The following is a 15,058-nucleotide window of genomic DNA, read 5'->3' as shown; positions in this document are numbered from 1 at the left end:
AAAAAGCCGCTGTTTTTGGCAGCGGCTTTTATATATCATAATTATTTGAATTTATACAATAGCGCGCGCTGCGGAAGATTTCCACATCATAAACATAAAGCGCATCATAGTATTCAAAATCATTTTCTTACAATTCTATATCTGCAAATATAAACACAGATTTTTTTCTTAGCCAAATTTAATTTAAAAATTTATATTCTTTTTCTGAAAGCTTTGCGTTATTCGTTTTTTATTGTGTATTCTATAATACATCCCTTACAATTCACTTTATTTTTATTGTTTTTTGAAGGATTTGAACTTTGTGAGCTATAATCGGTAGTGAGATAGATTTTTGAACCATCTGGTGAAACTTCTACTTCACGATATCGTACTTCTCCTTTAAAATAGCTTTTGGGTTCACCAATTATCTTATCTCCTTTTTTGTTCAATTTCAATTGCAATAATTCTCCTTGTTTTAAGGAAGGTATTAATAGTGAGTTTTGCCAGCTGGGAATAGCTTTTTTATCGTAAACAGCGATACTACTGGGAGCGACCGCTTCCCAATCTGGACCATCTTCATTGTGCAACCGATGTTCAAAAATTTTTGATAAGATTTCCGAAGAAATTAATCCTAAAACTTTAATAGGTTCTTCAAAATTTTGTCCCATTTTTTTTACATTTTCACTTTCATCCTCTATTAATGGATAAGCAGTGTTCCATTTTCCCGGCAAATAATCATGATTGGAAACCCCGGCAGCAAATCCATTATAATTACCATCGTTATATCCTATAACCAAAGGATGTCCATAATTTTTGCCTTTCTTAATTTGGTTGACTTCATCATCTCCAAACGGACCATGTTCTGAAGAATATAACCTATATTTCCCGTTAATTTTCCCTTCAGCAATACCTTCCGGATTTCGATGACCGTACGTCCACACGGCGTTTCGATTTTCAGAAGTAAAAGGATTATCCTTCGGAATCCATGAATTTTGATTCGCTGCAGCACTATCAGGTTCTAAATTAAATCGTAAAATTTTCCCTTCATAAGAATTGATATTTTGAACTCGATTTTTTCTGCCTGCATTTCCATATTGACCGGCACCCATATCTCCGGCGCTATAAAACAAATACGGTTTATTATTTACATGTGCTATTTTTAAATCGCCACCATTATGGTCGCTACTTCCGGGAATAGTATCGCAAATAGTGAATGGATTTTTCAACTCCTGTTTTGTTTTATCATATTGATACCGCTCCAATTTTATCTTGTAAAAACAACCTCCAAAACTATCCTTACAGCCATCTTCGGTATTTTCAGCATTAAATTGATAAACATAAGCGACATACACAAAAGGCTTTCCTTTTGTAAAATTTGGATGTAAGGCCAAGCCCATTAGTCCGCCCATGGGCCAGCTTTTCTCTCCGGAAAAATTTCGATTTGGTGTAAAATCTTTTAAAACAGTTTTCTTTTTTGTTTCTAAATGTATTCGACTAAGCAAATACTTTTTAGATTCTACAACCCATAAATAATCGTCTGGGCCGTAAACAATAGCCCAGGGATCTTTTAAATTCTCGGCTATGATTCGCTTAGTGAATACCAATGAATCATTAGAATTTTTTGGTTGAGAATATATTCGCTGTGAAAAGCTTAAAAGAAACAGCAACAAAAATAATTTCTGAATCATATTGACATCTATTTGTAAAACAAAAAATTACGTTTTAAAATTAAGAGGTAAACAGATACCAATGCTGTTAAAAATTTATAATCATTTCAAAAAAGAAACTTATTAAATAACTATCGGCAAAAAAAGAGTGCCAATAAAAAGACGTTAAAGAGCGCTTTATTAAAAAAACTATTTTATACATTTGTCCCTGAAATAATAACAGGGAAAGATTTGACTGATTGCAACCCTATAACTTTCTAATTTTAGATGGTTAAAAATGCTAAAGCAGTACTACTTATATAGCCTGCCTTTACGTCAAATTTTCCTCTTTTTATAATTTAAAGGATAAAGTTTATGGCTTATTTATTTACTTCAGAAAGTGTTTCTGAAGGACATCCCGATAAGATTGCCGATCAGATTAGTGATACCTTATTAGATAATTTTTTAGCTTTTGATGAAGATTCTAAAGTAGCGTGCGAAACTTTAGTGACAACAGGACAAGTAGTTTTGGCTGGTGAAGTAAGATCTAATACATACTTAGACGTTCAGCAAATTGCCAGAGATGTAATTAACGATATTGGATATACCAAAGGTGCTTATCAATTTAGTGGCGATTCTTGTGGGGTAATTTCATTAATCCATGAACAATCTCCAGATATTAATCAGGGTGTAGATCGCGCTTCTAAAGAAGAACAAGGTGCAGGAGACCAAGGAATGATGTTTGGCTATGCAACTTCAGAGACCGAGAATTATATGCCACTCGCACTGGATATTTCTCATAAAATGATGATCGAGCTTGCTAAACTTCGTCGTGAAAATAAAGATATTACCTATTTAAGACCTGATGCTAAAAGCCAGGTTACAATTGAATATAGTGATGATAACATTCCGCAGCGCATTGTAGCAATTGTACTTTCTACTCAGCATGACCAGTTTATGGAAGAAGACGAGGAAATGTTGAAGAAAATTAAAAAAGATATTGTTGAGATTTTAATGCCGCGTGTTATTGAACAACTTCCCGAATATGTACAGAAATTGTTTAATGATGATATTACCTATCACATTAATCCTACCGGGAAATTTGTAATTGGTGGGCCACATGGTGATGCCGGACTTACCGGAAGAAAAATTATCGTAGATACTTATGGTGGCAAAGGAGCTCACGGTGGTGGTGCTTTCTCTGGGAAAGATCCTAGTAAAGTAGACCGCTCTGCTGCTTACGCATCTAGACATATTGCTAAAAACTTAGTTGCAGCCGGTGTCGCCGATGAAGTTTTGGTGCAGGTTTCTTACGCTATTGGTGTTGTTGAACCTACCTCAATCTCTGTAGATACTTACGGAACTGCAAAAGTAGACCTGAGTAATGGCGAGATTGCTAAAAAAGTAAGAGAGATTTTTGATATGCGCCCATTTGCTATTGAAGAGCGATTAAATCTTAGAAATCCTATTTACCGCGAAACTGCAGCTTATGGCCATATGGGAAAAGAATCGAGAACGGTTACTAAAATTTTCAAGAGTCCGTATAGCGGAGAAGTAAAAAAAGAAGTAGAGTTATTTACCTGGGAAAAACTAGATTACGTAGATAAAGTAAAAGAAGCTTTTGGATTGTAATTTTCATCCTATAAATTAAATAAAATCCCCTGAATAATCAGGGGATTTTTTTATACCACAAAATTTCCTTTTTTAATTTTATTAACGTTTATTTGAGGTTTCATTAACATCTCTATGAAGCGCTTACAATCGATCTGCACGTTATTCGCGTGCCTTTGGCTATGTGCAATTTCAGCACAAAGCGACCAAGTTTTTCAATCAAAAACACCAGACTGGGTTACACCAATACAAGCGAAACTTTCTTCAGAAAAGAAAGAACTTGATAATTCGCCTTTTTTGTATTTATTGGTAGATGCACAATTCAATTTAATCGAAGAAAAAGCTTACCGCCATTTGGCTTTTAAAATCCTTAATAATGATGGCGTACAGGAAATGAGCGATTTCACTATCGAATTTGATCCAGATTATCAAAGTTTATTTTTACACAAAATCAATATCTACCGCGATGATCAAGTGATCGACCAATTGGACCTAAATCGGATAAAAACCGTACAGCGAGAAACAAATCTGGAAAGACATTTATACGACGGTTCCCTTTCTGCACTTTTTAATCTAACAGACGTAAGAGTGGGAGATATTATAGAATATAGCTACACTCGCAAAGGTTTTAATCCTGTGCATAATGGAATTTTTTCTACGGAAGAATACTTAGAATATTCGCTTCCTGTAGTAAATATCCACGGAAGATACCTGGTACCTAAAAACAAGGATTTTGAGATCAAATTTTTTAATGGCACCGATAAACCTGAGATTACCGAACATCCCAATTACACAGAATATGTAATAAAAAACAATAACCCAAAAACTACTGTTTACGATAGCAATACGCCCGTTTGGTACGACGCTTCAAAATCTTATCAGGTTTCACAGTTTACCAGCTGGAATGACGTGGCCAAAAACTATAATCAATATTATCAAATATCGGTTTCAGATAGAAAATGGTTACGGGCGAAAGCTAAAGAAATTATAGAGGCCGATACTGTTTTCGACGATCCCATTGTGCCGCTAACCAGATTTGTTCAGGATAAAATAAGATATTTAGGTTTCGAAAATGGCTTAAGTTCTCACAAGCCCAGTAATCCAAAAGAAATTTTCAACCGCCGGTATGGTGATTGCAAAGACAAATCTTTTTTGCTAAGTGAACTTTTAAAAGCATACAATATAGATGCGCATCCGATTTTAGTTAATTCAACTTTCGGAAATACAGTCAACAAAGACTTACCATCGCCAAATTCTTTTGATCACTGTATCGTGCAATATCACAGATTTAACAAAGATTATTTTATAGATCCTACCATTAATAATCAGGGTGGTAATGCTGAAGCAATTTTTGCACCAGATTATGGCTACGGACTCATTTTAGATGAAGGTACTACCACACTTACAAAATTTGAAAAGCCAGATTACGGAAAAACTAATATTACAGAAACTTTTATTATCGACTCCATTGGCGGACCAACACGCCTTAGAGTAGAAACGGTTTATAGCGGTTATAAGGCAGATATAACAAGGGCTGAGTTTAACGGAAATGGGATTAGCAGCATTCAAAAAAGCTATCTGGATTTTTATAGTTTGGCCTATGCTGATATTGAAGTTTCCGAAGAACTTTATTTTAAGGATGAACGCGATCAAAAAAACACCTTTACAGTTTACGAAGAATACAGGATCCCAAATCACTGGACGGAAATGCCAGATGATCCAAGCCAGATCTATTCAGAATACTATGCATTGGCAATCGATAATTTTATGTTTCCGCAGAAAACAGCAAAACGTAAATCCCCGTATTATATAAACGAAAGCACCAATATCGATTATAACATTGTCATTTTCACTCCTGAGAAATGGGAAGTAAATACCGAATATTATAAGTCTGATAATCCATATTTTGAATATACTTACCAATCTAAATATTCTAATGCTAGAATCGATATTACTCACAAATACAAAGCTTTAAGCGATCACGTACCTGCTAAAGATTATTCAGAATTTCTAAAAGCTCATGAAAAAGCTTCAGAAAACATTTCCTATTACCTCACATATAATAAAAGCCTTGCAGAAAGTTATGCCAATAACGATGATTCTGATCTCTCATGGTTTGCATTGTTTTTATTCCTAGTAGTATTTACCGGGGTGGGATTCTTATGCCGTTTAATTTATACCAATTACGACATTCCATCTAAAGCGCATCCAGACGATCATCGCCCAATAGGTGGCTGGCTAATTTTAATAGCAATAGGACTTTGCCTTTCTCCGTTACTAACCTTATCGCCAATGATAAATAATGAGTATTTTACCTCCGATTATTTATTACTTTGGTCTAACGGAAATAAAGCCTTAGTTGGACTAGTCTTTTTTGAAATCCTGTTTAATGCTATTTCTCTTGCTTTCAATATTTTTATATTGATTATTTTCTTCAAAAGAAGAACAATAGCGCCAAGACTAATTATTGCCTTTTATGTTTTCAATTTTATAGGTGTAAGTTTAGATACGCTGGCGGCGTCATTTATTCCGTCTGTATATGCTACAGCCCCCGGTCCCGATTTATATAAAGAAGTATTTAAATCACTAATTGCGTGCATAATTTGGATTCCATACTTTATATATTCTGAAAGGGTAAAAGATACTTTTGTAAATACATATAAAAAGAAAAACACCGAAAAAGGAAATGCCGAAAACATGAACTTTTTAGAAAACAAGCCATCGGTATAAGCTTAAAAATACAGCCTATAAACTTCTAAAATCCCCTGATCATTTCAGGGGATTTTTTTATTTAAAAATGTTCTAACTAAACCCTTTCCGATTTTATCTTTTTCTTCGGAATTCCTTAACAGCGGCGGGACTTTTTAATCATTAACTTGAGATTACAACAAAAGCATTCTCATGTCCTTTTTTAAAAAAGTAAGAAACACGGTAAACCTGTTAAAGTCGGTTGATATGGATCAGCTGGCAAAAATTAATAAACAAATCGATTTGTCTGAAGCAATGAAAGCTTTAGGTACTTTAGATGAGCGCCAGCTTGCCGGACTCATGAAAATGTTAAAAACCAAGCGTCACAAATCACAAAGTGACCTTCCTCCTATCGATGGCGATTTCTATAATCTTGATTATAAACTTACCAAAGAACAACGCGAACTTCAGATGAAAGTGCGCAATCTTATGGAAGACGAAATTCGTCCATTAATTAATGACCACTGGAATCGCGCAAAATTTCCTTTCGAAATTATTGAAAAATTCAAAAAACTAAATATTGCCGGTATTCCTTACGAAGGTTATGGTTGCCCTAATCTTCCGTTTTTAATGGAAGGAATTATCGCGCAAGAAATTGCAAGAGTCGATGTTTCTACCTCAACTTTTTTTGGTGTTCACAGCGGCCTGGCAATGGGATCTATCTATTTATGTGGTAGCGAGGAGCAAAAGCAAAAATGGCTTCCGCAGATGCAAAAACTAGAGAAAATTGGCGCTTTTGGTCTAACCGAACCCAATGTAGGATCTGGTGTTGCTGGCGGTTTAGAAACCACCTGTAAATACGATGGTAAAAACTGGATTTTAAACGGACAAAAAAAATGGATTGGTAATGCCACTTTCGCAGATGTGATTATTATTTGGGCACGGGATGAAGAGAGCAACCAGGTGAAAGGATTTTTGGTAGAGAAAGACAATCCCGGTTTTAAAGCCGAAAAAATGGAAGATAAAATGGCGCTTCGTATTGTACAAAACGCCCTTATTACACTTACCGATTGTAAAATTGCAGAAAGTGATCGATTGCAAAATGCAAATTCGTTTAAAGACACTGCTAATGTTTTACGAATGACGCGTGCCGGTGTTGCCTGGCAAGCGGTAGGTTGTGCTCGCGGTGCTTATGAAAGTGCATTAAAATATACAAGAAAAAGAGAGCAGTTTGGAAGACCAATTGCCTCTTACCAGTTAATCCAAAATCATCTGGTAGAAATGGTTTCGAATCTTACCGCGATGCAAACATTATGTTTTAGACTTTCTGAAATGCAAGATGCAGATATGCTAACCGATGAACATGCTTCTCTTGCTAAAGTGTATTGTAGCATGCGAATGCGAGATGTGGTAAGCCGTGCTCGTGAAGTAATGGGCGGTAACGGAATTTTATTGGAACACGATGTTGCCCGTTTTGTGGCAGATGCCGAAGCGATATACAGTTACGAGGGAACCAAAGAAATAAATTCACTAATTGTTGGTAGAGCAATTACCGGTTATAGTGCTTTTGTTAGTTAACAAACTTCAAATTAAAAATTAAAAATCAAAACCCTCGATGAGGGCAAAAATTAGAATTAAATGTCAGTATTAGTTGTAGCCCCAGGTAGAGATGTATCTAAATGGGTAGAAAATTTAAAAGGTCAACATCCTGGAATGAATGTTTATACTTATCCCGAAGACCACGACACCGAAGAAGTTGAATTTGCCATTAGTTGGAAACATCCTCGCGGACTATTCAAAAATTATCCAAATTTAAAAGTTGTTGCCTCGATGGGTGCCGGTGTAGATCATATCACATCAGATCCTGAATTTCCTGAAGGAGTTAAAATTACCAGAGTTGTAGATGAGCAATTAACCAGCGATTTAAGTGAGTTTGTTCTTGCTTTGGTTATGAATCACACTCGACATCTTTCCGCATACAAACACCAGGAGAAAGATCATAACTGGAATGTAATGAAGTATTGCCGTAACAGCGATATGAAAATAGGTGTTATGGGAATGGGTGTTATTGGTACCGCCACTGCAAAACTCTTAGCAAAAAATAACTTTCAGGTTTCAGGCTGGTCGCGTACCGAGAAAGATTGTGAAGATATCAAATCCTATTCTGGTGATGGCAGTTTAGATGATTTTTTAAGTAATTCTGAAATTCTTATTTGTCTTCTTCCACTAACTGATGAGACAACCGGAATTTTAAATAAAGAATTATTCGAGAAACTCCCTAAAGGTGCTTATGTTATAAATGTAGGTCGTGGCGAACATTTAGAAGAAAATAACCTTATAGAAATGATTGATAATGGCCATTTAGCAGGCGCCTCTTTAGATGTTTTTAAAGAAGAACCTTTACCAGAAGATCATGCTTTTTGGGATCACAAGAGAATTAGTATTACTCCGCATACCGCAAGTTTAACCGAAGCTGAATCTGTAATTCCTCAGATCGTTGATAATTACGAACGTTTTAAAGATGGTGAAGAATTGAAAAATGTGGTAGAACAGGATCGCGGTTATTAATTTCTGAGAATTATGCTCATCAAAAACATCTTAGTAGCCGTAGATTTTAATGAAGCCGTAGGCGAAATGCTTACGTATGCCGAAAGTTTTGCTGAAAAATTTAACGCAAAAGTATGGTTGGTTCATGTTGCCGATCCAGATCCGGATTTTGTGGGATATGAAGTTGGCCCAAAGTATATTCGAGATACAAAAGCTGAAGAATTTAGACAGGAACACCGTATGCTGCAGCAATTATGCGATTCGTTTATCGAAAATAACATCGAGTCTGAAGCCTTACTGATCCAGGGATCTACGGTTGAAACTATTTTAGAAGAAGCTAAAAAATTAAAGACCGATATGATGATCGTGGGCACCCATAAACACGGATTTTTTCATAATCTTTTTGCTGAAAATGTTTCTATGGAAATTCTAAAGCAATCAAAGATTCCGGTTTTTACTGTTCCTATTGAAGAGTGATAATTCATTCAAAAACTTTTTTCCTGATGCTGAAATTGGCTAATTTTCCAACCAATTTCAGCATTTATATTTATGGACGATTTTACTCAAAAAAGCTTATTACAGGTTCATGAGCGTATAAAACCCTATATTCACGAAACGCCAATTTTAACTTCTTCATTAATTAATCAAATTGGAGGTTGTTCCATCTATTTTAAATGTGAGAATTTCCAAAAAATGGGTGCTTTCAAGATGCGTGGTGCCACTAATGCAATCCTACAACTAAGCAAAAAAGATCAGCAAAAAGGAGTGGTTACACATTCTTCAGGTAACTTTGCCCAGGCATTATCCTTAGCAGCCAAAAGCTTAGGAATTCCTGCTTATATAGTCATGCCATCTACTGCGCCTCAGGTAAAAAAAGATGCCGTAAAAACTTATAACGGAATTATTACGGAATGTCCACCAACTTTAAAAAACCGTGAAGAAACCGCGCAAAACATCGTTGAGAAAAAAGGCGCTACATTCGTTCATCCTTCTAATGATATTGATGTGATTTTAGGACAGGGTACCGCAGCTTTAGAATTGATTCAAAAAAAGCCTAATCTTGATTGTGTAGTAACTCCCGTTGGTGGAGGCGGATTAATTGCCGGTACTGCTCTTGCCGTGAATCTATTTACTGAAAAAACTAAAACATTTGGAGCCGAACCTTTTGAAGTAGACGACGCTTATCGCTCATTAATTTCAGGAAAAATAGAGATTAATAAAAGCTCCAATACAATCGCCGATGGATTAAAAACACAACTTGGAGATAAAAACTTTCCAATTATTCAGAAACATGTCGATAGCATAATCCGAGTTACTGAAGATGAAATAAAGATTGCACTGAAATTAATTTGGGAACGAATGAAAATTATAGTGGAACCTTCTAGCGCTGTAGCATTAGCAGCTATCTTGAAGAAAAAAGAAGATTTTAAAAACCAAGAAATCGGAATAATAATTTCAGGCGGAAATGTAGATTTTAACCAAATTAACCTTTACAACAATTAAATTTAACAGCAATTTTAAAGTAATATTAAACTTGAATTAAATGATATTTTTCAACCTCGAAAGCTGACTAAATTTGCGCGAAACAAAAAAAATCAAAATGAAGAAATTAATTATTTTAAGCGCGATTGCATTACTGGGAAGCATTGGTATTTCTAATGCTCAAATCCAAGAAGGAAACTTTATGGTTGGAAGTGATTTTGGTAGTGGCTTAATCAATACCGGAAACAGCAGTATTCTTGGTTTAAACTTCGGATTAAACGATGGCGCAGGTTACAATTTAGGTTTAAGTCCAAAACTTGGATATTTTGTAAAAGATAATTTTATGTTAGGAGCTGTAGCTAATATCGGATTTAGTAAATCTGCAGAGAGTGAAGGATCTACTGAAACTACTGTATATGGATTTCAGGCTTTATCTAGATATTACTTAAGCCCAGGTGAAAAAGGAATTGATAATCTTTTAAGCCACGGTCGTTTCTTCGTTGAAGCAAATGCAGGTATTGCTGGTGTTAATGTTGCTGGTGGAAATACTACCAATGGATTTGCTTTTGGTGTAGGCCCAGGATATTCTTACTTCCTTACAGATAACGTAGCATTAGAAACTAATCTTAAGTATAATGGTTTAGTTGGTGGAGGAAACACCACATATCAAAACTCTTTAGGTCTAAACTTCGGTATTCAGGTATTTATTCCTTCTTCTAGAGCTAAAGAGCTTAGAGATAACCCTGAAATGAGATAATTACTTTTACTCGATAATCGAGATGAAATGCTCTGAGGATTGCCTAGAAATAATAAATAATTTTCTAATAGACATCTAATTATTTCATCCTTAGGTAGTTTGCTATAATTTATTAAAAGGCTGAGAATATTTCTCAGCCTTTTTTAATTATTAAATTTCACTTTCTAATACGCTAATAGTAACTAGCATTTGGCCAATATGTCTCTGGCTGTGCTCTGCGGCATGAAAGTACAATCCTATCACACTAGAAGGTAACTTCTTTCTCCCTACCGTTCTCTTTTCGGTTAATATCGCTTCAGGTGTATTTTTAAAAGTCTGCAACGCTTCATCTACTTTTTCAGTAAAAGCTTTTTTCAAATTAGCGATTTTTACCTCGCGACCTTCAAAACCTTCTTTTCGTAAATATTCAAATTGAGTTTCAGAAAGAGATTTTTCTTCGGCATAGGTTAGCATTCGATCCAAAACCCCGGTAATGTGCTGCAAGTGGAAACCAACGCTTGCTCTTCCGGCAGGTTTCTTCCATAGTAGTGCTTCAGGAAAAGTTGCTGTATATTTAAAAACCTCTTCCTTAGACTGCAAAAGCGCATGGGCAGCTGGTTGCAAAAGTAACGGTATATCTGGTAAAGATCCTCGAAGCCAAACCTCTCTAGATTTTTCATTTTCCATATAAAACTCTTAAGGTGATGTTATAATATACTATTATCAGGCAAAAGATATAGTATCTTTAACATTAGAATTGAAGAAAGATTTAACGAAAGACAACTTAATGTTTTTTATTGTTAAGCATATTTATGCATTCTACATTGTTTATTAAACATTCAAATTAAAAATAGTCTTCATAATACATGGAACTTTATATCACCACCGCTATTATCCTGATTGGTATTTTCCTCTTTATTAAAGATTATTTTACGATCGATACTACATCGATCCTGATTATGGCATTATTTATAGTAAGCGGCGTTTTGAGTCCTGAAGAAGGTTTTTCTGGCTTTAACCACCCTGCAACTATTACCCTTGGATGCATGTTTGTTATAAGTGCAGCTATTTTTAAAAGCGGAATTATCGAAAGCTTCAGTGATAGGATTATAAGCATCGCCAAAATCAATTATGTGTTTGCTTTAATGATATTCTGTTTTTCTGCAGCATTATTTTCTGCTTTTATTAATGATACTGCCGTTGTCGCCATTTTAATTCCTATGGCATTATTGGTCTGCAGGGAAACTGGTATAAGCCCAGCTCGTTTATTGATTCCTATATCTTTTTCAGCATTATTTGGAGGCACGTGTACGCTTATAGGCACATCTACAAATATCTTAATAAGCGGTATTGCCAAGAAAAGTGGATTAGAAGCATTTAATATGTTTGAATTTACTTTACCAGCTTTATGCCTGCTGGCCATTGGCTTAGCTTACATAATTATAGTAGGCCCTTTACTCCTGCCAAAAAGAGCAGAGGCGCATGAAAGCGGATTAACCAAAGAAGCACAAAGTTATTTAGCAGAAGTTTTTCTCAAAGCTGAAAGTACAGATGTAGATCATAGTATAGGAAAATCTAAACTTGTAAGCCATTATGGAGCACAGGTTTTATCTATTAAACGGAAACATCATAGGGTTTATGAGATAAACGGAGATACCATATTGAGAGCAGAGGACTCTATTAAAATTATTATAGATCCCCAACATCTTACCGAACTTATGGAGAAAGGTGGTTACGAACTTATTGGTGATAAGGCAAATCTTTTAGAAAATGAAAAATCTAAGGATGGTAAAGAACAAAAACAAATTTACGAAGTGATGATCCCTTATGGTTCCTCGCTTGCAGAGCGATCATTAAGGCAGCTTAACTTTAGAAATATTTATTATGCATCGGTTTTAGCGCTGCGACATCGCAAAGAAATTATCACTCAGGATGTATCAAATGTCATTTTAAAAGAAGGTGATATGCTTTTAGTTTACGCTTCTGAAAAAAATATTCAGACCCTATTATCACGAAAATTAATAGTTATACTCTCTAATTATCAAACTAAAAAAGTTAATTATAAAAAAGCAATCCCTGCATTATTAATAACATTAGGTGTAGTTTTATCGGCGGCATTAAATCTCACCTCGATACTAATAAGTGCTATGATTGGCGGTTTACTAATCGTTACCACATCGATTTTAAAACCTAAAGAAGCTTATGATGCTATAGAATGGAAAGTAATTTTTATGATGGCCGGTGTACTTTCTATGGGAAAAGCTTTAGAAAAAACCGGAGGCTCAGATGTTATTTCACAATTTATTTTTGATCAAATTGGCGGTTTGGACCCCAGGATTATATTAAGCTTAATTTTTCTTATTACCTTTCTGTCAACCAATGTACTTAGCAGCAAAGCAGCGGCAGCATTAATGGCTCCAATTGTGATTAGTCTCTCTGCGGCTTTAGGCATTAGTGAAAAACCTTTATTGATTGGAGTAATGTTTGCGTGCTCATTAACCTTTATGACACCAGTAAGCTACCCAACAAACACAATGGTGTATGGACCTGGAAATTATAAATTTAATGACTTTTTGAAGTTTGGAACTCCTTTAAATTTAATAATTTGGATCGCAGCATCTTTTATAATTCCGATATTTTTCCCTTTTGAAATCAAATAAAATGAGAAAAGTAAAACTTAGCAATCCCTTTAAAACCAGAATAATTGATGAAAAACTCATAAGAGAACATCTTGCTTTAGAACGAACTAAATTGGCCAATGAACGTACACTATTGGCCTATATTAGAGCTTCGCTATATTTGCTAATCGGCGGACTCGCTTTATTACAAATAAAAGAATATCCAGAATTACATTGGCTGGGTTATGGTGCATTTTCAGTAAGTATTATATTTTTGTCTATTGGTATTATAAGATATATTCATCTTAACAAAAAATTGAATAAATTATTAAAGCCAGATAATTCTTCTGAAAACACCTGAATTTAAGCACCAATATTGATACAAAGTATTTTTCATTATTCGATGCATTTTTTGGTTATTGGAATAATTGCCTATTTTTTTGACAAAAAGAATTGGAAGCACAATTGGATTATTCTCGCACTAACCATGCTGGTGGATATAGATCATATTTTCGCTAATCCGCTTTTTGACCCTCATCGATGTGGTATAGGATTCCATCCCCTGCACTCCCAAATTGCGATCATTTTTTATATTTTAGGCGCCGTTTTTCTAAAAAAAGGAATTTTTAAACTCATTTTTATAGGGCTTAGTTTTCATATGCTTACCGATTTTCTAGACTGTCTTTTTACGTTTTATAAATGTGGATCTTGTTATGATAATTCAGCTTTAAAACAACTAATCCAAATCAACGTTTCTAATTAAAAATTGACAAGTACCCTTCTCTCCTAAAACCGGTAGCATTGATAAGTGAATCTTATCTTTTCCTGAATGATTATTTAAATTGAAGAAATGACTTAGTAGTAAATTGCATCTGATAAATTATAAAAAAATAAAATATTCTGCATGATTTTGAAATTCTGAAAAATTCGCTAAAGTTGTAAAAAAATATTAAATTCCTTATACAATTAGGATTTCACATTATAGAATGCATATTTTCGTTTAAATATTGTAAAAAATTAGATATCAATTTCAAAAGTATACTAGACGAATTACAAAAAATGCTGTGATTGAAATGCTTTATATTTACGATCTCAAAATAAAAAATAGTTCTAACTTATAACATTTCAATACCATGCATGTAGCGATTGCAGGAAATATTGGCGCAGGAAAAACCACGCTCACAAGACTACTTGCTAAACATTATAAATGGGAAGCGCATTATGAAGACGTTTTAGAGAATCCTTATCTTGAAGATTTCTACAACAAAATGGAACGTTGGTCTTTTAATCTTCAGATCTATTTTCTAAACAGCAGATTTAGACAAATATTACAGATTAGAGAAAGTGGGAAAAAGATTATTCAGGATCGTACTATTTACGAAGACGCCCACATTTTTGCTCCCAATTTGCATGCCATGGGATTAATGACCAATAGAGATTTCGAGAATTATAAGTCGTTATTCGAGCTTATGGAAAGTGTAGTTAAAGGTCCCGATTTGCTAATTTATCTAAGAAGCAGTATTCCCAATTTAGTTGCGCAAATACAAAAAAGAGGAAGAGAATATGAAAACTCTATTTCTATCGATTATTTAAGCAGGCTAAACGAAAGATACGAAGCCTGGATTCATGGTTATGATAAAGGTAATTTACTGGTTATTGATGTTGATAATATAAACTTTGTTGATGAACCGGAAGATCTCGGAAATATCATCAATAGAATTGACGGAGAGATAAACGGATTATTTTAAAAT

At 34.6% G+C, this 15,058-nt stretch carries 13 protein-coding genes; 11 read left to right on the top strand and 2 right to left on the bottom strand.

The window, feature by feature from the left end; genetic code table 11:
- Window positions 1-218 precede the first annotated feature (218 nt).
- A complete protein-coding gene (locus PBT89_RS03475) occupies window positions 219-1,667 on the bottom strand; it encodes a PQQ-dependent sugar dehydrogenase (protein WP_270063406.1) in 1,449 nt (482 codons plus the stop codon).
- Between the two features lie 333 nt (window positions 1,668-2,000).
- Here PBT89_RS03475 and metK point away from each other — a divergent pair, with 333 nt between their 5' ends.
- From metK to PBT89_RS03440, 7 genes are all read left to right on the top strand, one after another.
- The gene (gene metK, locus PBT89_RS03470) at window positions 2,001-3,257 is read left to right on the top strand and encodes a methionine adenosyltransferase (RefSeq protein WP_270063405.1); all 1,257 of its coding nucleotides are present in this window, start codon (window positions 2,001-2,003) and stop codon (window positions 3,255-3,257) included.
- 114 nt (window positions 3,258-3,371) lie between these two features.
- The gene (locus tag PBT89_RS03465) at window positions 3,372-5,966 is read left to right on the top strand and encodes a DUF3857 domain-containing protein (protein WP_270063404.1); all 2,595 of its coding nucleotides are present in this window, start codon (window positions 3,372-3,374) and stop codon (window positions 5,964-5,966) included.
- Between the two features lie 171 nt (window positions 5,967-6,137).
- The gene (locus PBT89_RS03460) at window positions 6,138-7,502 is read left to right on the top strand and encodes an acyl-CoA dehydrogenase family protein (RefSeq protein ID WP_270063403.1); all 1,365 of its coding nucleotides are present in this window, start codon (window positions 6,138-6,140) and stop codon (window positions 7,500-7,502) included.
- A gap of 60 nt (window positions 7,503-7,562) precedes the next feature.
- Entirely contained in the window at window positions 7,563-8,492 is a 930-nt protein-coding gene (locus tag PBT89_RS03455) for a 2-hydroxyacid dehydrogenase (protein ID WP_270059094.1), read from the top strand.
- A gap of 12 nt (window positions 8,493-8,504) precedes the next feature.
- A complete protein-coding gene (locus PBT89_RS03450) occupies window positions 8,505-8,948 on the top strand; it encodes a universal stress protein (protein WP_270063402.1) in 444 nt (147 codons plus the stop codon).
- A 72-nt stretch (window positions 8,949-9,020) separates the two neighbouring features.
- Window positions 9,021-9,974 (top strand): pyridoxal-phosphate dependent enzyme, encoded by a 954-nt coding sequence (locus PBT89_RS03445; RefSeq protein ID WP_270063401.1) that lies wholly within the window; start codon window positions 9,021-9,023, stop codon window positions 9,972-9,974.
- 97 nt (window positions 9,975-10,071) lie between these two features.
- Entirely contained in the window at window positions 10,072-10,710 is a 639-nt protein-coding gene (locus tag PBT89_RS03440; protein WP_270059096.1) for a hypothetical protein, read from the top strand.
- A gap of 150 nt (window positions 10,711-10,860) precedes the next feature.
- Here the strand turns inward: PBT89_RS03440 and PBT89_RS03435 are convergent, their stop codons facing one another.
- Window positions 10,861-11,376: a DinB family protein gene (locus PBT89_RS03435; RefSeq protein ID WP_270063400.1), complete on the bottom strand. Its 516-nt coding sequence runs from the start codon at window positions 11,374-11,376 to the stop codon at window positions 10,861-10,863.
- A gap of 179 nt (window positions 11,377-11,555) precedes the next feature.
- On the opposite strand from PBT89_RS03435, the gene PBT89_RS03430 reads away from it, so the two are divergent.
- The 4 genes from PBT89_RS03430 to PBT89_RS03415 all read left to right on the top strand — a co-directional run bounded on the left by PBT89_RS03430 (window position 11,556) and on the right by PBT89_RS03415 (window position 15,055).
- Complete coding sequence (locus tag PBT89_RS03430; protein ID WP_270059098.1) at window positions 11,556-13,349, top strand: SLC13 family permease; 1,794 nt, start codon at window positions 11,556-11,558, stop codon at window positions 13,347-13,349.
- 1 nt (window position 13,350) lies between these two features.
- Window positions 13,351-13,668: a DUF202 domain-containing protein gene (locus PBT89_RS03425; RefSeq protein ID WP_270059099.1), complete on the top strand. Its 318-nt coding sequence runs from the start codon at window positions 13,351-13,353 to the stop codon at window positions 13,666-13,668.
- Between the two features lie 42 nt (window positions 13,669-13,710).
- Entirely contained in the window at window positions 13,711-14,070 is a 360-nt protein-coding gene (locus PBT89_RS03420; RefSeq protein ID WP_270064298.1) for a DUF6122 family protein, read from the top strand.
- Between the two features lie 370 nt (window positions 14,071-14,440).
- A complete protein-coding gene (locus PBT89_RS03415; protein WP_270059100.1) occupies window positions 14,441-15,055 on the top strand; it encodes a deoxynucleoside kinase in 615 nt (204 codons plus the stop codon).
- Window positions 15,056-15,058: the final 3 nt, after the last annotated feature.

This window comes from Zunongwangia sp. HRR-M8 (assembly GCF_027594405.1).
Taxonomy (GTDB): Bacteria; Bacteroidota; Bacteroidia; order Flavobacteriales; family Flavobacteriaceae; genus Zunongwangia.
This window is presented reverse-complemented; position numbering and strand designations above follow the sequence as displayed.